19 protein-coding genes and 2 pseudogenes are annotated in these 21,677 nt (G+C 59.5%); 15 read left to right on the top strand and 6 right to left on the bottom strand.

Annotated elements, in window-relative coordinates; all coding sequences use genetic code 11:
• Positions 1-40: 40 nt before the first annotated feature.
• The 9 genes and pseudogenes from HUK72_RS24860 (at position 41) to HUK72_RS24900 (ending at position 8,039) form a co-directional block, all read left to right on the top strand.
• Positions 41-1,150 (top strand): IS110 family transposase, encoded by a 1,110-nt coding sequence (locus HUK72_RS24860; protein WP_176599464.1) that lies wholly within the window; start codon positions 41-43, stop codon positions 1,148-1,150.
• Positions 1,151-1,502: 352 nt separating this feature from the next.
• A complete protein-coding gene (locus tag HUK72_RS24865; RefSeq protein WP_176599188.1) occupies positions 1,503-1,955 on the top strand; it encodes a transposase in 453 nt (150 codons plus the stop codon).
• A 26-nt stretch (positions 1,956-1,981) separates the two neighbouring features.
• The gene (tnpB, locus tag HUK72_RS24870; RefSeq protein WP_218036281.1) at positions 1,982-2,308 is read left to right on the top strand and encodes an IS66 family insertion sequence element accessory protein TnpB; all 327 of its coding nucleotides are present in this window, start codon (positions 1,982-1,984) and stop codon (positions 2,306-2,308) included.
• A gap of 31 nt (positions 2,309-2,339) precedes the next feature.
• The gene (locus HUK72_RS24875) at positions 2,340-3,923 is read left to right on the top strand and encodes an IS66 family transposase (protein WP_369806062.1); all 1,584 of its coding nucleotides are present in this window, start codon (positions 2,340-2,342) and stop codon (positions 3,921-3,923) included.
• Positions 3,924-4,027: 104 nt separating this feature from the next.
• Positions 4,028-4,210 carry a hypothetical protein gene (locus HUK72_RS24880; RefSeq protein ID WP_176598934.1) on the top strand — a complete coding sequence of 61 codons (183 nt, stop codon included), beginning with the start codon at positions 4,028-4,030 and terminating at the stop codon, positions 4,208-4,210.
• Positions 4,197-6,266, top strand: coding sequence for a recombinase family protein (locus tag HUK72_RS24885; protein WP_176599189.1), 2,070 nt, complete (start codon positions 4,197-4,199; stop codon positions 6,264-6,266). Before HUK72_RS24880 ends, HUK72_RS24885 begins: the two co-directional genes overlap by 14 nt.
• Before the next feature lie 24 nt (positions 6,267-6,290).
• Positions 6,291-6,515: pseudogene (locus HUK72_RS24890) on the top strand (transposase domain-containing protein); the annotation flags it as partial.
• A 228-nt stretch (positions 6,516-6,743) separates the two neighbouring features.
• Entirely contained in the window at positions 6,744-7,127 is a 384-nt protein-coding gene (locus HUK72_RS24895) for a hypothetical protein (protein ID WP_176599190.1), read from the top strand.
• 45 nt (positions 7,128-7,172) lie between these two features.
• Complete coding sequence (locus tag HUK72_RS24900; protein WP_176599191.1) at positions 7,173-8,039, top strand: tyrosine-protein phosphatase; 867 nt, start codon at positions 7,173-7,175, stop codon at positions 8,037-8,039.
• Positions 8,040-8,583: 544 nt separating this feature from the next.
• On the opposite strand, the gene HUK72_RS24905 is transcribed toward HUK72_RS24900, so the two are convergent.
• Both HUK72_RS24905 and HUK72_RS24910 read right to left on the bottom strand, forming a co-directional pair.
• Positions 8,584-9,525: an IS110 family transposase gene (locus tag HUK72_RS24905; protein WP_369806063.1), complete on the bottom strand. Its 942-nt coding sequence runs from the start codon at positions 9,523-9,525 to the stop codon at positions 8,584-8,586.
• Between the two features lie 26 nt (positions 9,526-9,551).
• Positions 9,552-10,193 carry a TetR/AcrR family transcriptional regulator gene (locus HUK72_RS24910; protein ID WP_176599193.1) on the bottom strand — a complete coding sequence of 214 codons (642 nt, stop codon included), beginning with the start codon at positions 10,191-10,193 and terminating at the stop codon, positions 9,552-9,554.
• 399 nt (positions 10,194-10,592) lie between these two features.
• On the opposite strand from HUK72_RS24910, the gene HUK72_RS24915 reads away from it, so the two are divergent.
• From HUK72_RS24915 to HUK72_RS24935, 5 genes and pseudogenes are all read left to right on the top strand, one after another.
• Entirely contained in the window at positions 10,593-11,543 is a 951-nt protein-coding gene (locus tag HUK72_RS24915; protein ID WP_176599194.1) for an SDR family oxidoreductase, read from the top strand.
• 77 nt (positions 11,544-11,620) lie between these two features.
• A complete protein-coding gene (locus HUK72_RS24920) occupies positions 11,621-12,007 on the top strand; it encodes a nuclear transport factor 2 family protein (protein ID WP_176599195.1) in 387 nt (128 codons plus the stop codon).
• 120 nt (positions 12,008-12,127) lie between these two features.
• A complete protein-coding gene (locus tag HUK72_RS24925) occupies positions 12,128-12,514 on the top strand; it encodes a nuclear transport factor 2 family protein (RefSeq protein WP_176599196.1) in 387 nt (128 codons plus the stop codon).
• A 49-nt stretch (positions 12,515-12,563) separates the two neighbouring features.
• A complete protein-coding gene (locus HUK72_RS24930; RefSeq protein WP_176599197.1) occupies positions 12,564-13,313 on the top strand; it encodes a glucose 1-dehydrogenase in 750 nt (249 codons plus the stop codon).
• A 166-nt stretch (positions 13,314-13,479) separates the two neighbouring features.
• A pseudogene (locus HUK72_RS24935) lies at positions 13,480-14,842 on the top strand (IS3 family transposase).
• A gap of 694 nt (positions 14,843-15,536) precedes the next feature.
• Here HUK72_RS24935 and yghU read toward each other — a convergent pair.
• From yghU to HUK72_RS24955, 4 genes are all read right to left on the bottom strand, one after another.
• Positions 15,537-16,412: a glutathione-dependent disulfide-bond oxidoreductase gene (yghU, locus tag HUK72_RS24940; protein ID WP_176599198.1), complete on the bottom strand. Its 876-nt coding sequence runs from the start codon at positions 16,410-16,412 to the stop codon at positions 15,537-15,539.
• 67 nt (positions 16,413-16,479) lie between these two features.
• Positions 16,480-17,271 (bottom strand): hypothetical protein, encoded by a 792-nt coding sequence (locus HUK72_RS24945; protein ID WP_176599199.1) that lies wholly within the window; start codon positions 17,269-17,271, stop codon positions 16,480-16,482.
• Between the two features lie 325 nt (positions 17,272-17,596).
• On the bottom strand, positions 17,597-18,199 hold the full coding sequence (locus HUK72_RS24950; RefSeq protein WP_176599200.1) for a nuclear transport factor 2 family protein: 603 nt from the start codon (positions 18,197-18,199) through the stop codon (positions 17,597-17,599).
• Positions 18,196-18,960: an SDR family NAD(P)-dependent oxidoreductase gene (locus HUK72_RS24955; RefSeq protein ID WP_176599201.1), complete on the bottom strand. Its 765-nt coding sequence runs from the start codon at positions 18,958-18,960 to the stop codon at positions 18,196-18,198. Before HUK72_RS24955 ends, HUK72_RS24950 begins: the two co-directional genes overlap by 4 nt.
• A 255-nt stretch (positions 18,961-19,215) precedes the next feature.
• Here HUK72_RS24955 and HUK72_RS24960 point away from each other — a divergent pair, with 255 nt between their 5' ends.
• Entirely contained in the window at positions 19,216-21,411 is a 2,196-nt protein-coding gene (locus HUK72_RS24960) for a molybdopterin-dependent oxidoreductase (protein WP_176599202.1), read from the top strand.
• The last annotated feature ends 266 nt before the right edge of the window (positions 21,412-21,677 follow it).

Genomic DNA, 21,677 nt, shown 5'->3' on the forward strand with positions numbered 1-21,677 from the left:
CGGAGAGGCCGAGCCGATCCTCATCGCAGGAGGACGAGCCGTGGAGCATTCTACAGAAGTTTTCGTCGGAATAGATGTGGCAAAGGCGCGGAACGCAATTGCCGTCGCCGACGGTGCACGTTGTGGCGAGGTACGTTATCTGGGCGAGTTTGACGCCAGTGAAGCGACGATGCGCCGCGTCGTGAAGAGGCTCGCGGCCAAGCATGATTGCGTACATTTCTGCTATGAGGCGGGTCCGACCGGCTACGGTCTCTATCGCCTGATCCGTTCGATGGGATATAAGTGCACGGTCGTGGCCCCCTCGCTGATTCCCCGCCGCCCTGGCGACCAGGTGAAGACGAACCGCCGCGACGCGATCGGCCTTGCAAAATTGCTGCGCGCCGGCGAGCTTACGGCGGTCTGGGTTCCTGACGAGGACCATGAGGCGATGCGGGATCTCGTTCGAGCGCGAACCGCGGCGGTGGAGACGCTCCGGGTCCATCGCCAGCACATCACCTCTTTCATGCTCAAGCATGGCCGGACTTACCCGCGCAAGACACATTGGACGATGCGCTACATGCGCTGGCTTCAGGAACAGCAATTCGATCATCCTGCCCATCAGATCGCATTGCAGAAGATGGTCGATGCCGTGCGGATCGCCGGCGAACGCATCCGGCGTATCGAGAAGGCGATCGAGGAATTTCTGCCGAGTTGGTCTCTTCAGCAACTCGTCCGGGCTTTACAGGCGTTGCGCGGCGTTGACCTCGTCGTTGCCGTGACCTTCGCTGCGGAAGTGGGCGATATCACGCGTTTCGAAAACCCACGCCAGCTTATGGGTTATCTCGGCCTGGTGCCCAGCGAGCGATCGACCGGAGCATCCGTAAAGCGAGGCGGCATCACCAAGGCCGGCAACAGCCGCGTCCGCCACATGCTCGTCGAAAGTGCATGGACCTATCGCCACCCCCCGAAGATTGGCGTGAAGAAACTCTACATCCATGAGCAGCTCTCGCCAGCGGTGCGCGAGATCGCCTGGAAAGCACAGTCGCGGCTGACATCACGATATCGGAAGTTGAGCGCCCGAGGTAAGCGGACAACGGTCGTGTGCACGGCCGTCGCGCGAGAACTGGCCGCCTTCATGTGGTCAGTTGGGCGGGCTGCGCAGCCAACCTGAATGATTCAACATCCGCGCGCACAGGCGGGGGCAGGGCCACGGCAGGGGAATGCCCGTCAGACGCTTTGTGGCCAGCCATTGGCTGACGCCCGCAGTAAGACTGGGACGGCCCCAAGACGCACAATCGGTACTGCGGTATCCAACCCGCGCATCAGAGCTTGTTCACCGACGTCCTTCAGGTCCTGTCCCCACCTATGCGCGATCATCTGCAAGGCCCCGCTATCCGGCGGCCCATGGCGCTCGCCTCAAGCGTTGACAGCGGACATCAGAGCGGGGCTGCGGCCCCACCTTGCGGACGTAAAGTGTAGCCGTGAGTCTGCGCCTCCTGATCAGGATGGAGGACGCTGGTGCTATGACGATGCCATGTGACGATGCTGGCACCAGCAAGGTTCAGCGGTTCGAGGTTTTCACCGGTGCAGGCCAGCGGCGGGACTGGGCGCCCGAAGTGAAGGCCGCGATCATCGCGGAGAGCTATTCTGAGCAGGAGACGGTCTGCGCCGTTGCCCGTCGGCATGGCCTTAGCCCGTCGCAGCTGTTCACCTGGCGGCGGCAGCTGCGCAAGCAGATGGAGGCCCGCGGCGTTGCGCTGCCAGTCGCCCCTACGATGGCGCCCGCGTTCGTCCCCGCGATTATCGAGGAGCCGCCGTCGATCCAACCGGCTCCGGCGAAGCGCCTGCGCAAGCAGGCGCGTGCAAAGGACAGCGCGGTCGAGCTGGAGATCGACGGAGTGGCAGTGAAGATAGGCCGCGGTGCCGATGCCAACATCATCGCCGCAGTAATCGAAGCCCTTAGGGCGACGCGATGATCGGACCAGGAGTTGGTGCCCGCGTCATGGTAGCGACCCGCCCTGTGGATTTTCGCAAAGGGCCGGACGCCTTGGCCGCATTGGTGAGCGCGCAATATGGCGGCGATGCATTTTCTGGCGTGATCTACGTCTTCCGGGCCAAGCGTGCTGACCGGATCAAGCTGATCTGGTGGGATGGGACCGGCCTGTGCCTGATGGCGAAGCGTCTGGAGCAGGGCGGCTTCAAGTGGCCCGGCATTCAGGACGGCGTAATGCGTCTTTCCGCCGCCCAGTTGGGTGCGCTTCTGGAGGGATTGGACTGGCGCCGGGTCCATGGCGGTCGCCGACCACAGGCGCCGCAGATTGCCGGTTGACGGGGCTTTGCTCCACTGATTCACTCTTTCCATGCTTACGCAAGCGGACCTGCCTGACGATATCGACGCGCTCCGCGCGCTCGTGCTGGAGCAGTCCCGGATTTTGGCGGAAGAGCGGGCCGCAGCTGAAGTCAGACTGGCGGACCTGAACGTCGCCAAGGGCGAGGCGGACGCCGAGATCGAGCGTCTTCAGTCGATTATCGACGCCTTCATGCGGCACCGTTTTGGCCGCCGGTCCGAACAGCTCGATGCCGATCAGCTCCAACTGGGGCTGGAAGATGTCGAGATTGCCGTTGGGCACGCCCGTGCTGCCAGAGAGGCTGTTGCGCCGCGGTCCCGCGGCGATCAGCCCCGCAAGACCAACCGTGGCTCATTGCCTGCGCACCTCGAGCGGATCGAACAGATTGTCGATCTCGACGACAAGGCCTGCCCTTGCTGCAAGGGGCCGCTCCATCAGATCGGCGAAGATGTCGCCGAGCGCCTGGACGCCGTGCCCACCACCTTCCGCGTGCTGGTGACGCGCCGCCCGCGCTATGGCTGTCGCTCCTGTGAAGGCGCGATCGTCCAGGTACCCGCTCCGGCGCGGATAATTGAAGGCGGGATTCCGACCGAAGCGCTGATCGCCCAGGTGCTGGTGTCGAAGTATGCCGATCATGTTCCGCTATACCGGCAGGCTCAGATCTACGCCCGGCAGGATATAAGGCTCGATCGCTCCACCCTGGCGGACTGGGTGGGCCGGGCAGCGTGGTATCTGCGGCCGCTGCGCGACCGGACCCTTGAGGAACTGCGTTGCTCCGAACGCCTGTTTGCCGACGAGACCACCGCGCCGGTGCTCGATCCCGGGCGAGGCAGAACGAAGACCGGCCAGCTATGGGCCTATGCCCGCGATGATCGACCATGGGGTGGCGCAGGTCCACCGATGGTCGCCTATGTCTATGCGGCCGATCGGAAGGCTGAGCGGCCCGACATCCACCTCGGAGACTTTGCAGGCATCCTGCAGGTCGATGGCTATAGCGGCTATACAGCTCTTGCAAAGCGGCGCGGGCAGCAGCTCAGCCTCGCCTTCTGCTGGTCCCATGTCCGGCGCAAATTCTATGATCTAGCAGCCAGTTCTCCGGTCGCGACCGAGATATTGCGTCGGATTGCCATGCTCTATGCCGTTGAAGAGGAGGTCCGCGGCTCGGCCGCTGAACAGCGCCGCCTTCAGCGCGTCGAACGCAGCCGCATCATCGTCGAGGATCTCAAGCTCTATCTTGATGGCCGACTCCGCCAGATCAGCGCCAAGAGCAAGTTGGCTGAAGCCATTCGCTATGCGACAAGCCGCTGGGACGGCCTCGTCCGCTTCATCGACGACGGCCGCATCGAACTCGACACCAACACCGTCGAGCGCTCAATCCGCCCCTTGGCCATCTCGCAGACATTCTGCCCATGTCGGACACGACGTCGTCGTCTGGTATCGGTGGCACCCCTATTTCGGACGCACGGTACGGTGCGAGTACACCGAGGAACGGGCGACTGGGAGCGTCGCCCACATTGTCGTGCGTCTCGGCGAAGTCATCGTCGTCCCGGCCTGGATGTTGGATCGGGAGGTCTGCGACGCATTCAGCTTGGGTAACCCTCAGGTTACCGTGGACGCGTTGACCAATCTTCACAGGCTCTTGATCGACTCGAGCCTTCGTAATGCCTTGCTGAACGGTTTAAACGCTCAGGAGGTAATTGATGAAGGCTTTGTCCCCACCAATGCGGCTGCCGGCGCTTCGCCAGTTGATCATGCCGCTGGACACGCAAGCTCTGGACGGTCTGACGAGGGGCCAACGCGTTGCCGCGGTGGCCAGCCTCGCCAAGCTGTTGATGGCAGCCTCCGGCGTCTCGGACGAGGAGATGTCCAATGACCGGCGGTAACCTCCTCCCCGTAGCGCTGCTGAGGCGCAAGGCGGTTGTTTACGTGCGGCAGTCGACGAGCCAGCAAGTCACCGCGAACCTGGAGAGCCAGCGCCGGCAGTACGAACTAGTTGAGCTCGCGCGGCGTTGGGGTTTCCGGGACGTCGAGGTGATCGACGAGGACTTGGGACGCAGCGCGAGCGGTGCTGTGGATCGTCCGGGCTTCGAGCGTCTCGTGGAGGATCTATGTACGGGGCGCGTTGGCGCAGTGTTATGCCTTGAAGCCTCCCGCCTTTCTCGCAACGGACCTGACTGGCACCGGCTTCTCGAACTTTGCGGTCAGGTCGATGCCCGTGTCATTGACGTCGATGGCATCTACGATCCCGCCAAACCAAACGACCGGCTCCTGCTCGGCATGAAGGGTAGCATCAGCGAGTTCGAGCTTTCTGTGATTCGTGGGCGGATGTACGAGGCTGCGCGGCAAAAAGCTCAGCGCGGCGAACTGCGTATCAGCGTTCCGATCGGCTACATTTGGCATCGTGATTACGGGCTGAGTTTTGACCCTGACCTTCGCGTTCAGGAGGCCATCAGGCACATATTCGCGCGGTTCCGCGAGATCGGCAGCGCCCGTCAGGTACTGATCGCCTTGAGCGCTGAAGGCATGCATTTCCCGCGTCCGTCGGACGGCAAGATGATGGTCTCCTTCGATTGGGTTCCGATCCGATATCGCAACGTGGTCAGCGTGCTGAAGAACCCGTTCTACGCCGGTGTGTATGTCTATGGAAAAACTGAAAAGCGAACTGAGATTGTCGATGGCCGGGTGCGCAAAAGTTATGGGCACCGCAAGTCATATGGCGACTGGGGCGTCATGCTCAAGGAGCATCATGACGCCTATGTCAGCTGGGATGAGTTTGAGCGGAATCAGAAGGTCTTGGCTATCAACGCCTATGGGAAAGGCGGCGGCGTAAAGTCCGGTCGCGGCGGGAAAGCTCTCCTCGCAGGAATGCTCACTTGCGGGCATTGCGGTCGCCGCCTGTGCGTCGTTTATGTCGGTCGCGGTATCGGTTACCATGTCTACCGCTGTGACCGTTCAAACCATATGCTGGCCCGGCCCCGATGCATGACCACGAATGGTGCTCGAACCGATGCAGCGATTGCGGAGGAATTGTTGCGCGCCGTGGCGCCTCTGGCAATCGACGCGGCTTTGGAGGCAGAGCGTATGTATCTGGAAGGCGAAGCCCAGAGGCGACAAATGGTTGAGCTGGATTTGCAGCAAGCCCGGTATGAAGCCTCGCTTGCCGAGCGGCGTTACGCTGCCTGCGACCCTGATAACCGGCTGATCGCCGCTCAGTTGGAAAAGAGCTGGGAAGCGACCCTGCGCCGTGTCGAGGCTTGCGAGGCCCGGCTCAACGACCGTCAGGTGCGTGATGACGCCATCAGACCAGAATACGCCAGCCTGGCTCACGACCTCAAGGCAGCATGGGATGATCCAGCCGTTGATATGCGATTCCGCCAGCGCCTGCTGAGATCCTTGGTTAAGGATATAATCGCGACCGAGGACAAGGAAGGGAGGGAAGTAGAACTTACTATTCACTGGCAAGGCGGGCAGCACTCCCAGGTCCGGATTAGAAAGCCCAAGCCGGGCGAACACACCAAAAGCACACCCGCAGAAGCGATGGCGATCATCCGATTGATGGCGACACGCTGGTCCGATGCTGATGTCGCAGCCACCCTCAATCGCATGGGTATGCGAACAGGTCAGGGCAAGACATGGACCGGGCATCGTGTCAGCTCGCTACGTCAGGTCCATAAAATCGAGGGCTATCGCGCGGCAGGCAACACCGACGGTGAATGGCTCACCATGTCGCAAGCCGCTACGAAGTTCGGCGTCACCAATCACAAGATTCGCCGTGTCGTCGAAGCCGGCTTGCTCCACACCAAGCAGATTATGCCCGGTGCGCCTCACCAAATCCGCGCCACGGACCTTGAAAAGCCCGATGTGAAGGCAGCGATCTCGCAAAAAGGCCCGTGTCGCACTCAGGACCAGAACCAGGAATCCCTGTTTTCCGCCATATAAAAGGAGCAGCATAATGAATCAGGCATTGCCCGCGGAAGGAAGAGTTGGCTGTTCGTGGGATCGGATCGGGGAGGAGACCGCGCCGCGATGATGTTCAGCCTCATCGGCTCCTGTCGGCTCAACGACGTCGATCCGCTCGCCTGGCTGACCGATGTCCTCACCCGCATCGCCGACCTCCCCCAGAACCAGCTGCATGAACTCCTGCCCTGGCACTGGAAAACCCTCCTGAACAGCGACCGGGCCAAATAGCCGCCTGACCAAACCGTGCCGTCGCTAGCCACAGTGCAAACTACGGTGCTTGCACTGCCGCTAACTCGCGCGACTGCTCCTCTCTCGCAAGGCGGCCGCTATCGGATGCGTACTTCCCAAAGAGATGAATTTCTGAATCTATGGCTGCTAGTTGGAGGGCAATGCCAAGGGTGCAGCTATCGGATTGCAGGACGACTTCGACGCGGCGGGCTTGAGGCGATTGGCGCGGTGACGCTGCAGATCGTGCGCGACCGGGTCGTGCGGTTCAATGATCGGCGTCCTGGTGGACTCCTCGACGGCAAGGTGCCGGGTATCGCTGGACACTGGCTGTCGGTATGGCGGGAATGGATAGCCGATGTGCGATCGCCGTCAATAAAAAATAAACAATCATTTATTATTGATGCCTACGGGGCACTCCTTGATATCGATTGCGGTGTGACGTCGGCTGTCCCTGCGGCCAGCCAGCATTGGCGCTGCTTGTGGTCCTGGCCACAGGTATTCAACATGCTTCGGTCCGCGGGCGGTTCGCTCTTCGTCTCGAGCCTTTGCACTCATTCGAAAGCGACAGCAGGAACATTGGTTGGATTCGAGTTCCAAAGCCCGCCACGCTGAAGCTACATCGTTGCGATCGGACCGGCGTTTGACAAAGGAGCAGGCATGACAGCAGATGATCTTCAACACGAGCGTACAGTGATGCTTGAGGGCGGCTCTAACGTCCGCGAGCTGGGCGGCTATCGCACCGAAAGCGGTCGGCTAGTGCGCTGGGGCACATTGTATCGGTCGGGCTCGTTATGGAAGCTGACGGCCGCAGATTGGCAGTGGATAGCAGAACGGCGCATCGCTACCGTCTGTGATCTGCGCACGCATGAGGAGCGGGAAATTTCGCCGACCTTCTGGCAAGGTGGTGATCATACGCGTCACGTCGGCGATCCCTATCCAGCCGATCACCGGCTGTTCAATCCCGTTGAATATCAGCCCCCAGAGGGGCTGGAGCAGACTGGCGCCAACGACCGAGGTGCCGGACCAGAAGGAAAGGAAGGAGGGGTCTATGGACTGCTGGCCGATTTGCTCGCGCCCTCGTTCCGCATGTATTTCGATGCCATAGCCGAAGGGCATGTGCCGGTAATCGTCCACTGTACGGCGGGGCAGGACCGCACCGGGCTCGTGGTAGGCATCCTGCTGACCATCCTGGGCGTGCCCCGCGAAACCATCCTCCACGATTACAGCCTGTCGACGATGCTGCGCAGCACAGAGAATGAGATCGACCATGACGCGATCGAGCGGCTCAAGGACAGCAATTTCGTCGCGGGTTTCTACACTGACCTGGTCGCGCAGAGGGGGTCGGAGGTGCTCAAGCCGCGTCCGCTCTTGAACAGCCGGGGCGAACTCCTACTGCTCGATGCTTTCCGGGCAATTGAAAGGCGCCGGGGGAGCATCGGAAACTATGTTCGAGATGTCTTGGGGATCGATGATCAGGCTGTAGCTCGTCTCCGGGAAGTTTGTCTGGAGGACGAGCCTGCCTGAATCTGGGGATGTCAGAGTGTCAGATTAGCATCCCCGCTTCGTCGGCCCTTCATGATGGGAATGGGCCGTGGGAAGGCGGGTCGTCTGGCCGAACTGGGATCTGCTCGTCGCAACCAGGGGGCGAACGAGACAGGCGCTGTCCCTGTGCCGATGCGATCATGGAATAACCTGGCCTATGTCAGAGCGGTTTCCACAGGAAATGGATCGCTGGGGATTCCTTTTTCGGTGGTTTTGTAATTCTCATGTGCGCATTCAAGAGTGAGGTCGCGAGATTCCGGCCGCCTCTTTTGGCGTGAGGGGGGAATTGGCTGTGCAGGGTCGGACGCGGCGGCAGTAAGACGACGGTTGCTCAGACTCTGATACGCGGGTTGGATACCGCAGGACCGTGGTTCGTCTTGGGCCTTCCTCTGTCTCACGTCGCGCGAACTGAAGATCGCCGAATCACATCGAGGGTTACCCTGACCGGCCATCGCGCCCGACGCTGCACAGCATGGATAAGAAATTTGCTGCTCCTTTTTGCCTGGTTGGGGGGGCTCAAGCGGTTTCAAGCGGTTTGCACTGGGGCGGGATTCTGGATGGCTATCGCCCAGACGAAGGCGGCGAGTTCGCGTGCGATGGCGACTGTCACGACATTCTTAGGCCGCCCTGGCCGCAGCAATCGGCGGTAGCGCGCGCAGAGGCGAACCTGTGCCTTCCACGCGATGTCCCGCGCTTCCTGGGAGAGATTGGCGCTGCGACGGAGGAGGTCTCCGGCGACCCGCGCCGGGAGCCGATAGGTCCAGGCGCTCTCCACCAACATGCGTCGGGCCCGGCTATTGCCTGCCTTGGTGATTTTTCCTTGCGAGCGGGTTGACCCCGACGACCGTTCGCGTGGCACAAGTCCGAGCCATCCCATCAGTTGCCGGGGATTGGCGAAGCGCCGGAAATCACCCACTTCCGCGATGATGGTTACCGCCGCGATGAGTGATACGCCACGCAATGCCTGGATAGCCGCCACCACCGGATGGAGAGACCAACAGGGCAGCAGTGCTCCGATTTGCTCAAGTCGCGAACGGCGATCCTCGGCCTGCTCGATGGCGCGATTATATTCCTCGAACGCAATCTGCTGAGCCGGGTGATCGAAACGCTGGTCGCCGAGCCAGCGACGGTGCTTCTTGCTCCAATGTTTGATGCCATCCTTATAGATCCGGCCATGGCGTAGAAGGAAGGACAGCAGTTGTTGTCGTGCCCGGCGCACCATTTCCACCGCCGAAATCCGCGCCCGAACGAGATCACGCATGGCTTCATGCTCCGTGTCGGGTACCCAGATCGATGTCAGTTCACCGGCTCGAAACAGGCTGGCGAGAACGACGGCATCGCGGCGGTCAGTCTTGACCTGGCTGCCAGGCCGGGCCGGCGTCATCGAAGGCGCTACTACGTGGCAAGCATAGCCCAGTTTGTTGATTATGGGATGGCTCGCTCCTTTCCTCTTCAGCACCGACATCATATCCGATGTCAGGGAAAAGGGGCGAGCTATCCCATACTCAGCAGTTCGCGAATGGCGTCGTGCAGGCGGGAAATATAAGTCGGGCTGGCATAAGGCTGGATCAGGCTGATATGGTGGATGCAGCAGTCGTAGATGGCCAGGCTCCCGTCGCATCCCTCGTCGCTACTCGATCGTGCAGCGCTCAAGCGATTGACCCACACTGCCCACATATTCTCACCGAGGATTTGGGGACTGTTGGGCGGAGAAATCGGAGCGATGTCGCCAACGGCGATCGCACTCTCGATCCGCTGGATGGAGACGCCCATCGCGATCTTCATGATCCGCTGATAGCTTTCCGCAAGATGGGCATCGGTCGCAGTAAAATATGTGAGCGATTCGAAAAAGAAATGGTAGCGCCACATCAGGCCGAAAAGATTGACCATATACTCGGCCAGATGTTTGGCACTCGGGTTGCGCGGACTGCCCAAAACCTGTGCGGCCTCCGCCTCAAGTCGGTCGATTAGCGAATAAATGATGTCCTGCTTCCGGGCGAAATGGTAAGTCAGATTGCCTGGACTTATACCCAATTCTGATGCGATCTTGTAGATAGCAACCCGATCGACGCCATTGCTGTTGAATAGTTTCAACGCTGACGACAAAATCCTTTCAGGCGTGGATTCGCTGCCCAATGCGCAAGCCTTTGTCAATTAGTAATTAGTAATCACGCATAGCAGCATGCTTGCCGCCGTCAAGCTCGGCAGAGCGTGCGACGACCATGCCCGTTTCTGATCCGTGACAAACCAGCAACAATGCCCGGTTGGCCAAGCGCAGCGGCAATGCGCCTACATCTTGGATCGAGGCGCCTTCCCAGCCAGGGATACCATCGCGCACCTTGGAGGGGCCGATGGGCAACTACGCCCAGCTCAGCGAAATCTGAATGGGAGCGATCAAGAATTTTCATAGGCACTAGCTAAAAAAAAAGATAGGCACTATGCTCCTAAATATTGGTGTATCCGACATGCCGGCAGGGCCGCAATCATGTCGACTGCTGGCCCGCGGATACTCTCAGGCTGATGAGCGAGGACAGGATGTCGGACAAGAAGACGATCGCAGTGACATGCGCAAGCAGCAGGATGGGGCAGGCAGCCGTACGGCAATTGATCGAGAGCGGTTTCGCCCCTCGCGCGATCTCCAGGAGTGTCGGCGTTTTCGGGCGCGAAGAATTCAGCGGCACGGCCGTTGTAGACGGCGATTTCAGCAGCGTTGACAGCCTACAGGCTGCATTCACCGGCAGCGCCGCCATTCTGAGCGCTATCCCGTCGCTGGCAGCCGAAAAGTCCCCGCAATATGCCCAGAACCTCGTGGACGCCGCAAAAAGGGCAGGGGTGCGCCGGATTGTGCATAATTCCATGATGTGGGCGCCTGACGAACCCTGCGGACAGCCTTATTATGACGCCGTTCTCGACCTCGAAAACATCATCGTCGGATCGGGATTGGAGGTCACTATCTTTCGCCCAGTTCTGTTCATGGACAATCTCCTGACGCGCTTTGCCAAACCCAACCTCGTCGAACATGGCCTTTACCGCTATTGTCAGAAGCCCGGAATGCTAGCCAATTGGATCGCGATGGACGATGTAGCCAAATTCATGGTTGCAGCGATCGATCGTGACGACCTGGTCGGCCGGCGCATTGCGATCGGCGGGCCGGAAACCTTGCCGGTGGAAGCGGTGGTCAGCACCTTGGCCAACGCTATTGGTCGGCCGATCACCTACGAATATGAAGATCCCTATGATTGGGGTTACCGCGTCCATGGCGAAGTGGGTCTTGGCGACCTAATGCCGCGTGACGTTTATGCCCAGGCGATGGGCGCTTTTTACACCTTCAACAATGAATCCCCGTTTCGGCCATTTCAGGTCGACATGGCTCCTGTGCTCAAGGACATTCCGGTAAAGCTGGTTTCCTTGCGCGCCTGGGCGTCGGCCCAGGATTGGTCGCCGGAGGAGGACGGTGCGGGGAAGGTGGGGTCGGTAACGGCCTAAGAACGCCATTCAGGATGATGACGGCGCGACAAGCGCCGCATCGGCGACCGGCGCCATGGGTGAATCGGAGTAGATCGATGGAAAGTGCGAAGAAGCAGGCCATCCACCAATATTGCGACGCGGTGGGAAGAGGGGATGTAGAGCAGATCCGCAGTCTGGTGACCGAGGATTATACTCACACCTTTCTGGGTTCGACAAACTTTGCCGGCACGCGCACGCTCCCGGAACTCATCGCGGTGCTTGAGTCATTCTCCGCTGCCCTGGCTTCGCCTGGTACGTTCACCTTTCATGAAATGGCGGAAGAGGGCGATCTCGTCATAGCGATCTTTTCGGGCAAGTGCGAGCTTGCGAACGGCAACAGGTTCGACGGCGACTATGGTGCAGCGTTTCGGTTCCGTGGCGACAAAATCCTGTCGCTGCGGGAACTGGTCGACACTAAATTGGCCGACAGCGCATTCGGCTAACCGCCTCAGTTGACTGCTAGCATAGTCATGCGGCGAGCAACTTGCCCACGCATGGCATAAGCTGCCGGCGGATGGGAGCATGATAGGTTATGGAGCGGCCGCACTGACGGGAGCAGCAATATGGACGGCTTTAAAAAACAGGTTGTGCAACAGTTTTTCGACGCCGTTGCGGCAGGGGATGCAGCCCGGTTGCGAAGCCTCGTCACCGATGATTTTACACACCGCTTTTTGGGTACGACGGCGCTCGCCGGCACGCGCAATTTTGCCGAACTTTCGGCGATGCAGACCGCATTTTCCGCAGCCCTGGCAGGACCCGGCGCATTCACGATTGACGAAATAGCGGAGGAGGGCAATCTGGTGCTGGCGGTCTTGTCAGGCAGTTTCGCTCTCAAAAACGGTAAGAGATATGACGGCGATTATGTTGCCTCGATCGGATTTCGTGGTGACCATATTCTCTACATGCATGAACTTGGCGACACCAAATTGGCTGATGACGTCTTCGGATGATCATAAGCCGTCCATCATCGATGCAGATAGATATTGAAAAGGATGACTCATGTTTGATCTTCACGGCAAGGTAGCGATCATAACTGGCGGCGCCAGCGGCATCGGCGCGGCTGCGGTGCGGATGTTTCAGGAATTGGGCGCCAGCGTTACAATTGGAGACATTCAGGAAGAAGCCGGGAATGCGCTGGCGCAGGAATTAGGTGATAAGGTGCGCTTCTCGCGGCTTGATGTCACGAAGCCGGGCGACTGGGAGCGTACGGTAGCAGATACTGAAGCCGCCTTCGGCCCGGTGAACGTGCTCGTCAACAATGCAGGTCATTCCGGCCACTGGAAACCGATGTCGGAGATGACTTTGGAAGAATATCGCCTGGTTTGCGCAATCAACCAGGATGGCGTGTTTCTCGGCACGAAGCTGGTCCTGCCATCAATGAAGCGGGCCGGCGGCGGCTCTATTGTCAACAACTCGTCGGGCTACGGATTGGTCGGCGCTGCGAACAATATGGATTATTGCGCATCCAAATTCGCGGTTACGGGAATGACCAAGGCTGCGGCGGTCGAGCTCGCGCAGTTTAAAATCCGCGTCAACTCGGTTCATGCCGGCGTCGTGCTGACGCCAATGGTGAAAAGTACGATGGCGCAGCTTGGGTCGGACGCCGACGTCTACATCGCGCGGATGCCGCTGAACCGTGGTGCGCAACCGTCCGAAATCGCCAGTGTCTTCGCATTTCTCGCGTCGGAAGCGTCCAGCTTTGTCACGGGCGCAGCGCTTCCTGCAGATGGCGGGCTTACGGCGCAATAGCGCGCAAGCCCCGGGGAAGGCGTGATTGGAATAGCCATACTGTAGCCGTATTCGGTGCCCGGGAACATGAGGTGGCGGAGCTGTCCGCCGTCAGCGCCCATGGCACAGATTCGAGGCTGTGATTTAAGGAGGATTGGGGCTTCGTCGTAGTGACGAAGGAACGAAGATGAAGCTCCAATCCTCCTTGAAAAAATCGCCGGTGAAGGCCCCTGCGGAGCAGGTGGTGAAGGACATCCGGCGGCAGACCCGGCGCCATTTCTCGGCTGAACACAAGATCCGCATCGTACTGGAAGGCCTGCGCGGTGACGACAGCATCGCCGAACTGTGCCGCAAGGAAGGCATCGCCCAGAGCCTGTAATACACATGGTCGAAGGAATTCATGGAGGCGGGCAAGCGGCGCCTGGCGGGCGACACCGCCCGCGCTGCGACTACCGGCGAGGTGCAGGATCTGCGCCGCGAAGCCCGCGCCCTGAAGGAATGCGTCGCTGACCTGACGCTGGAAAACCGCCTGCTCAAAAAAAGCATGATCGCGGATGGGGGCGACGACGAATGAGGTATCCCGCATCCGAAAAGCTGGAGATCATCCGGATCGTTGAGCAGTCGCACCTGCCGGCCATGCGCACGCTGGACCAACTCGGCATCCCCCGCCGGACGTTCTACCGCTGGTATGATCGCTTCCTCGAAGGCGGGCCGGAGGCGCTGGAAGATCGGCCATCAGCGCCGAGCCGAGTGTGGAACGGCATCGGCGATGATATCCAGGACCAAATCGTCGAGATGGCGTGGATTACAGCGAGCTGTCACCGCGCGAACTGGCGGTGCGCTTTACCGACGAGAAGCGCTACTTCGTGTCGGAGGCCACGGTTTACCGCCTGTTGAAGGCCCATGATCTGATAACCAGCCCGGCCTATGTCGTGATCAAGGCCGCCGATCACTTCCACACCAAGACCACGCGCCCGAACGAGATGTGGCAGACCGACTTCACCTACTTCAAGATCATCGGCTGGGGCTGGATGTACCTCTCGACCGTGCTCGATGACTTCTCACGCTAGATCATCGCCTGGAAGCTGTGCCCCAACATGCGGGCCGAGGACGTCACCGACACGCTGGACCTCGCCCTCAAGGCTTCGGGCTGCGACAGCGCCACCGCGCTGCACAAGCCCCGGCTGCTGTCGGATAATGGCCCCAGCTACATCGCCGGCGAACTGGCGGAATACATCGAGGCCCAGAAGATGAGCCATGTGCGCAGCGCCCCGTGTCACCCGCAAACACAGGGCAAGATCGAACGCTGGCACCAGACCCTGAAGAACCGCATCCTGCTGGAAAACTACTTCCTGCCCGGCGACCTTGAGACCCAGATCGAGGCCTTCGTCGAGCACTACAACCACCAGCGTTACCATGAGAGCCTGAACAACGTGACGCCTGCCGACGCCTACTTCGGCAGGGCCCCGGCCATCATCAAGCAGCGCGAAAGGATCAAGCGGCAGACCATCGAGCATCGGCGCTTGCAGCACCGCAAGCTCGCCGCCTAACATCAAACCCCAGACGAGGCCCGCACTCCGCTAATTTACGCCGCGATCTGCGCCAAATGTTCTGACGACGGACATGCCAGTACGATCTCCGCTTCACGCAGCTTGCCGATAATCTCCTCCGGCTTGTGCTTCTTGAATGGCATTCCTTGTCTCCTTCATTGACCTGCTCCCTAGAAACTGGTCCGAAATTGGTGAGAAATTCCCGGTTAGGTTTGAGCGATGCTGGACAAGGGAATCTGTAGATGAAGACGTCGAGATTTAGTGAGCAGCAGATAGCGTTCATTCTCAAGCAGGCGGAGGATGGGACGACGGTTGAGGAGTGACCGGCGCTCGATGTGCGAATGAGTTATACCAGCGCGCGCTGGTATTAGTCTGGCCGCGACGTTGCCAAATCGCTTCGAATTATGCGTGGCTGGCGCGGTTGGTCAATTGGCGTCGGCAGGCGCGACCGAAGGCGGCGCTCAAAGGGTTTCGCGCGGGGGCGGCTTCTCAACAGCTTTGGGATTCAACTATTTCTAGATTGCAGCTACGCCAAAGATCGCTTCACCATGCGAGGAGCTGCCAAGGAAAGGCGGCTGTGTCCCCCTGCATCGTCATCGACCAATCAACGGCGACTGCGTCTGCGGTTCGATCATTGGTGCAAAGGGGGCCACCGGGCGCAGCTGGACCTGCCAATTGCGCGGAGCGTGGCCGATTACGATTCGATCTTGTCCTGCGTCCTCGTATCGAAATCGCTCGCATTATGCCGCTCGTGCAATTGCCCGGAGGGGTCGCCAAAGTTGCGGTTCACCATACATCCGCGCTGAACCGCAGGCCGCTCGGCGATCTGCGCGCACCAGCGCATGACATGCCTGTACTCTTCCATGCCCAAAAATCCGCTCGCTTCATAAATATTTCCGTTAATCAGGCCATTATACCAGGGCCAAACCGCAATATCCGCGATCGTGAAATCGGCGCCGGCCAGATACTCGTTTTGACCAAGCCGCTGGTCAATCACGTCCGTCTGCCGTTTGACCTCCAGCGCGAAGCGGTTGATCGCATATTCAATCTTGACGGGGGCATAGGCATAGAAATGACCGAAGCCGCCGCCCAACGACGGCGCGGCTGCGACCTGCCAGAACAGCCATGACAGGCATTCGGCTCGTGACGGGCCGTCGGCCGGAATGAACGCGCCGAACTTTTCAGCCAGATACAGGAGAATGGCGCCGGACTCGAAGATACGGACCGGCTTCCCACTGCTGCGGTCGACCAGCGCGGGAATCTTCGAATTCGGATTGACCGCTACAAAGCCACTGGTGAACTGGTCGCCTTCGCCGATGTTGATGAGCCAAGCGTCATATTCCGCCTTGCTGATGCCGAGGCTCAGCAATTCCTCCAACAGGATCGTTACCTTTTGCCCGTTGGGGCTGGCCAGTGAATAAAGCTGCAACGGATGCTTTCCGACCGGCAAGGACGCTTCGCTGATCGCTCCAGCAAACGGCCGGTTGAACCGGTTTATATTATTGAACGTGCCGCTGCTTGCCGAGTCCCAAACCCATTTCGCCGGGGGAACATACTCATCGTCAGCCATCGTTCACTCCTGTTCGTCGCGGAAACCACCGCCTGGCCTGCCTACCATAGACATGATGTCGCGGGCGCTAGAGCGATATCGGGGTGCGAAAATATCGGCTCGCAATATGATCGCGGTGGTCGAGCAGGATTTGCGGCACCGGTGCCTCGAGATAAAGCTCGAGCAATGGACCGAAGGTCCGGAAATAATCGGGCATCGTGCACAATTCCGCCCGCATCGGCGAAAATAGGTTGCTGAAAGCGGTCCAGTAAAGATCAGCTGCGGTAACAGTGTCGCCCATGAAATATCGCCGGCCCTTCGCATATTGCGCTTCGAGTTTCCGGATCATCAGGTCGAGGATCGACCACACCCGCCTGCGGGCGTAGTCATTGTCGACCGGCGAGTTGTATTTTTGCCGCAACAGCCGATTGCCGTCTTCCTCATCATTAGGCCCGCGCTCGCCGGACAAAAGCATCAGGCGTACATTCCAGCCCAGCCCGTCTTCTCCGCATATTTCATGGCACAGCCCCATCAGTCCCACGCGCTCATCCTCATCGACCGGGATTAGACGCGGCTCGGGTTGCAACTGCTCGGCCAGCACCAGCATCTCGGACCAATGGGTGCGTGGTCGGTCCTGGCCGAACATCAGTGCGGGCGCAGATGTCTGGCCCGTCCACTCCTTGAGCATCTCGTTGGTCCCGCCTGGCTCCTGCGGAACCGCGATATACTCCAGGCCCTTTATGTCGAGGATCGCCTTGACCGCGACGCTCCAAGCGCCAGGCACCCCGCGCGTAAAGGCGACCCGGAGTCCCGGCATATCTCTTGCCTCTTCGACAGCCACATAGTCGAATCGCCCGTTCCCCATGATGTCAGCCTCCACATTGGCGCATCGCGCCTTCCTCGCCAGTGACAATAGCCCCCACGGCCACCGCTGCCATCGCGTTGGCAAGGCTTATCAGCGGCCAGCGGAGCAACGGCGACCCCTCCCGGTAGGTGGGTGGTCCAAAATAGCCGGATCGATGATCATAAAGAAACAGCTTTGCTCAGGCGTGGGCAATGATAGCCTCCCAATGTCGAGCGCGCGGCTACTACAGATGCGATTACACCATGCTAAACCGTCTGTGGGATGCCTATACTAAAATATTGTCCGAGCAAGGGGCGCTGGCCGAATTCCGCGTTGGGTTGGCCCTCGTCTGATAAGATTTTCAGTCACGCCGATAGACGGGGTCCTCGCGATCACGCGAGGAACGGTGCTGCAGCAACTCATATTGGCCGCCCGTGGAAATTCCGGTATAGAGAGCGACGCGGTTCCATTCGGGTACGATCTTGCGACGCAAAATACGCCACTCGCCGTCTCGCCGTGCGAACACGTCGATGTAGCGTCCACCCAAGGTGAATTCGATTGTGTCGTTCGACTTGAAGTTCAGGGCACGCGCATTGTCTTCGCCGATAAGGGCGGCACGGCTCGCATGGGTCCCATGAGACACATGAATCGCCGTCAGATATGTCTCGACATAGGCCCTCTGTTCACCTTCGAACTCGATCAGGATGTTCGACACTATATGTTGGCTCGCCAACCACATTTCGGGCAGGACTGCTTCGAACAGCGTCGGAATGATCTCCAGGATCGGCCCTTCGGCCGGTCCTCCGTCGAAAGCGCCATCTTCCCAAAATGCCGTCTTGATAAGTTCCAGGTCTAGTCGATCGGCAGCGCGGCAGTAGCGATAGATGAGATCGATGATCTGCTGCCTGTCTAACAGTCTCGCGAGGCTGCTCTGCGCCGAACCCTCAGGCAGGGGCGCAGTCATTGCGCGGTCATCCCGCCATCGACAACGATCGCGCAGCCATTGCAATAGGCAGCATCGTCCGACGCCAGAAATGCGATTGCTGCCGCCATTTCCGTGGGCTGGCCCAGTCGACCGGCGGGAACGACCGCCGCCATCTGAGCGATGCTTGCCGCAGGATCTTCGGCGGAATCGGTAAACATCTGCGTCTCAGTATAGCCGGGGTTTACCGAATTGACCCTGATGCCGAATTTGGCATTCTCGATGGCCAACACTTTCGTAAGCATCTGCACGGCGCCCTTACTCGCACAATAGGCGCCACCATATTCGCCCGCAACGATCGCCGCGATCGACGCGACATTTACGATCGCTCCACCGCGACCTGCGGCCTGCATCTCGCGCGCCGCCATCCGGCACCCCAGAAAGGTCATGCTGCCATTGACGTCCAGCTGACGCCGCCAGTCCGCCAAAGACATATCGATCAGATGCGACGTAATGCAGATCGCCGCGTTGTTCACCACGATGTCCAGTTGGCCGAACTGCGCCTTGGTCGCCCGCAGCACCTCGTCCCATTCCGTTTCCCGGGTCGCATCATGGCCCAGCCCGATCGCCTGATAACCCGCGTGCCGCAAAGCCTCCGCGCGGTCCGCGACGGCGGCCGCGTTGATGTCTGTTAGCACGACGCGTGCGCCTTCTTCGGCAAGCCGGCTGGCTGCGGCAAAGCCGATCCCGACGGGAGACGCTGCACCTGTTATAACAGCGACCTTTTCGCTTAATCCTCTCATGACATACCCTCCCGTAGTTGCTATTAGGACGTTGGCACTAGTATCACTGATTCGAAGCTAAGCGTATTCACTTGGGGAATGCCAGCGCAAAAGACCGACACCTCAGCATGGTTGGCGTTTCGCCCAGCCAACACTTACAGTCGGGAAGCGCGAAACATAAGACGGTCCGACAGGGATGGTCATGCGGGCCTGAGAAAGCGCGACGTCGATCGCAGCCGTGCAGTTGAACGAAGTTTTCGAGAGGATTGGAATCTCATGGGTCAGGCGGCCGAACTGGCTAATATTGAAGCAAGTCGCCATAGGAAGGTGCCTGCCACCTGCAAGGTCTGTCATGGGGCGTGCGGAACAATTCTCACCCTCGATGAAAATGACCAAATCCTTCAGATAGCGCCCGACCGGGAAAATCCGCTGACGCAAGGCTATGCGTGCTTCAAGGGTTTGCAGACCGACCTCCATTCGCATCCGGGCCGTCTGCTTCATCCACTCAAGCGTCTGCCCGATGGCTCATTTCAGAAGATCAGCGCCGAGCGGGCGCTGGATGAGATTGCCGATAGGCTTGGCGAATTGCTACAGAGCGACGGCCCGTCGTCGATCGCCGGATATTACGGAACCGGCAGCACGTCTAATATTCTGGCTCGTCCTATCCTGTTGTCCTGGCTAACAGCATTGGGATCTCACCTGCTGTTTTCGAGCATGACCGTAGACCAGCCAGCAAAGTGGGTGACGCCATTGCGTCTAGGCACCTGGAGTGCGGGGAAGCATCGCCTACCCGACTCGGATGTCTATCTGATCGCAGGCTCCAACCCGATCACAAGCCATCTTCTTTACTTCGGACTGTTCGTCAATCCGATCGCGGAGCTTAAGGCTGCCAAGGCGCGCGGCATGAAGCTGATCGTGATCGATCCCCGGCGGTCCGAGACTGCCCATTATGCCGATATTCTGCTGCAGCCTTATCCGGGAGAGGACCCTACGGTTGTCGCGGGTTTGATTCGGATAATTCTGGACGAAGGACTGGAGGACAAGGCGTTTTGCGCTCGCTATACGGAAGGTCTTGATGCCTTGCGCAAGGGTGTCGAGCGTTTCACGCCCTCCTACGTGCAAAAGCGCGCCGGCGTCCCCGTCGACCAGTTGCACGCCGCCGCGCTGATGTTCGCGAAGGCGCGACGGGGTGCGGCCTACACCGGGACCGGGCCAAACATGGCACCCCATGCCAATTTGGCGGAGCACCTCTATGAATGTCTGAATGTCATTTGCGGCCGCTATTATCGGGAGGGTGACCCGATCATTAATCCGGGAGTGCTGGTTCCGCGGACTACGATGCGAGCCGAGGTCGTGCCGCCCACGCGGCCGTGGGAATCGGGCAAAATGAGCCGCGTGCACAATGTCGGCATGATGAACGACGAAATGATGTCGGCTGTCTTGCCCGACGAAATACTCGCCCCTGGGCCAGGCAGGATAAAATCGCTATTCATTCTCGGCGGCAATCCCGTCAACGCCTTGCCTGATACTCACAAGGTGATCAAAGCTCTTGAGGCGTTGGATCTCCTTGTGGTGATTGATCCCAACCTATCCACAACGGCGCGCTACGCTCACTATATCCTGCCGCCCAAACTCAATTATGAGTATCCAACTATTCCGCATTACGAGGTCGCCCGGTTCTTCGAGCCCTTCTCCCAGTTCTCGCCAGCGGCCGCAAAGGTGCCCGCGGGTTCAGACGTTCTTGATGAACACCATATTTTCTGGGCGCTTGCCAGCAGATTAGGGAAGAAGATGCACCTGAATGGCGTCGCATTGGATATGGAAGTTGCGGCGACGGTCGACGACATGCTCGACATCCTTACAACCGGGTCTCAGGTACCGCTGTCTGATGTAAAGAAATATCCGCACGGCCATATATTTGATGTAGAAGCGCAGTTCGTTGAACCCGGAACGAGCGGGAATAGATTTGACGTCTTTCCGACCGATGTCGAAGCCGATCTGAACGAGGTGGCGGCAGAACCGTTCGATGAATCGGGCCAGCAGGTTGACCATGGTGCCACGTTTACTCATCGCCTGACTTGCCGTCGGATGCGAAACGTAATGAATTCGGTGACCTATCTCCCAACTACGCGCAAGAGGCACCCGTTCAATGCGGCGTTTCTCCATCCCGATGACATTGCGATGCTGGATGTTTCACCGGGTGCTGAAATAGATATTGAATCTGCCCACGGCAGCATAACCGGTATCGTGATGCCCGACGATAGATTGCGACCCGGCACCTTGTCCATGACACATGGATTTGGCGGGCTTCCTGGTGACGGCACCACGCCTAACGATGGGGGAGCCAATGTCGGTTTGCTGATCAGCCTCGAACAGGATCTGGACAAGATTACGGCTATGCCCCGGCTATCTGCAATTCCGGTCAACCTGCGCAGGAAAGTAGATGTGAAGGCGGAAATAGTCGATCGCTGAGGCGGATGAGGTCAACTGCCTTCCCGGCCGAGCGTTGTGAAGCGAGGAAACGGCGTCGACAGTATCGAGCTCCGTGTTCGGCTAAGCCCTTGATGCCGTGCGGCCGCGCTAGCGACGAGAGCAGCGGGGCCGCCCTAGGGCAGCGGTATCTACTCAGCAGGGTCAAGCGTGAGGAGGACGCAAAATGCGTGCACCATCGCCAACTTTTTCCGGCTGCCGCCCGGCGCAGCAGGCGTGCTGGGAACGCTCTGACCTAGAGAACGAGC

The sequence above is a fragment of the Sphingobium sp. 15-1 genome (assembly GCF_013375535.1).
Classification (GTDB): domain Bacteria; phylum Pseudomonadota; class Alphaproteobacteria; order Sphingomonadales; family Sphingomonadaceae; genus Sphingobium; species Sphingobium aromaticivastans.

Coding starts and splice junctions, on each gene's coding strand:
- HUK72_RS24865 (WP_176599188.1), top strand. CDS start 1,503: ATGACGATGCCATGTGACGATGCTGGCACCAGCAAGGTTCAGCGGTTC.
- tnpB (WP_218036281.1), top strand. CDS start 1,982: ATGGTAGCGACCCGCCCTGTGGATTTTCGCAAAGGGCCGGACGCCTTG.
- HUK72_RS24875 (WP_369806062.1), top strand. CDS start 2,340: ATGCTTACGCAAGCGGACCTGCCTGACGATATCGACGCGCTCCGCGCG.
- HUK72_RS24880 (WP_176598934.1), top strand. CDS start 4,028: ATGAAGGCTTTGTCCCCACCAATGCGGCTGCCGGCGCTTCGCCAGTTG.
- HUK72_RS24885 (WP_176599189.1), top strand. CDS start 4,197: ATGACCGGCGGTAACCTCCTCCCCGTAGCGCTGCTGAGGCGCAAGGCG.
- HUK72_RS24900 (WP_176599191.1), top strand. CDS start 7,173: ATGACAGCAGATGATCTTCAACACGAGCGTACAGTGATGCTTGAGGGC.
- HUK72_RS24905 (WP_369806063.1), bottom strand. CDS start 9,525: ATGATGTCGGTGCTGAAGAGGAAAGGAGCGAGCCATCCCATAATCAAC.
- HUK72_RS24915 (WP_176599194.1), top strand. CDS start 10,593: ATGTCGGACAAGAAGACGATCGCAGTGACATGCGCAAGCAGCAGGATG.
- HUK72_RS24920 (WP_176599195.1), top strand. CDS start 11,621: ATGGAAAGTGCGAAGAAGCAGGCCATCCACCAATATTGCGACGCGGTG.
- HUK72_RS24925 (WP_176599196.1), top strand. CDS start 12,128: ATGGACGGCTTTAAAAAACAGGTTGTGCAACAGTTTTTCGACGCCGTT.
- HUK72_RS24930 (WP_176599197.1), top strand. CDS start 12,564: ATGTTTGATCTTCACGGCAAGGTAGCGATCATAACTGGCGGCGCCAGC.
- yghU (WP_176599198.1), bottom strand. CDS start 16,412: ATGGCTGACGATGAGTATGTTCCCCCGGCGAAATGGGTTTGGGACTCG.
- HUK72_RS24950 (WP_176599200.1), bottom strand. CDS start 18,199: ATGACTGCGCCCCTGCCTGAGGGTTCGGCGCAGAGCAGCCTCGCGAGA.
- HUK72_RS24955 (WP_176599201.1), bottom strand. CDS start 18,960: ATGAGAGGATTAAGCGAAAAGGTCGCTGTTATAACAGGTGCAGCGTCT.
- HUK72_RS24960 (WP_176599202.1), top strand. CDS start 19,216: ATGGGTCAGGCGGCCGAACTGGCTAATATTGAAGCAAGTCGCCATAGG.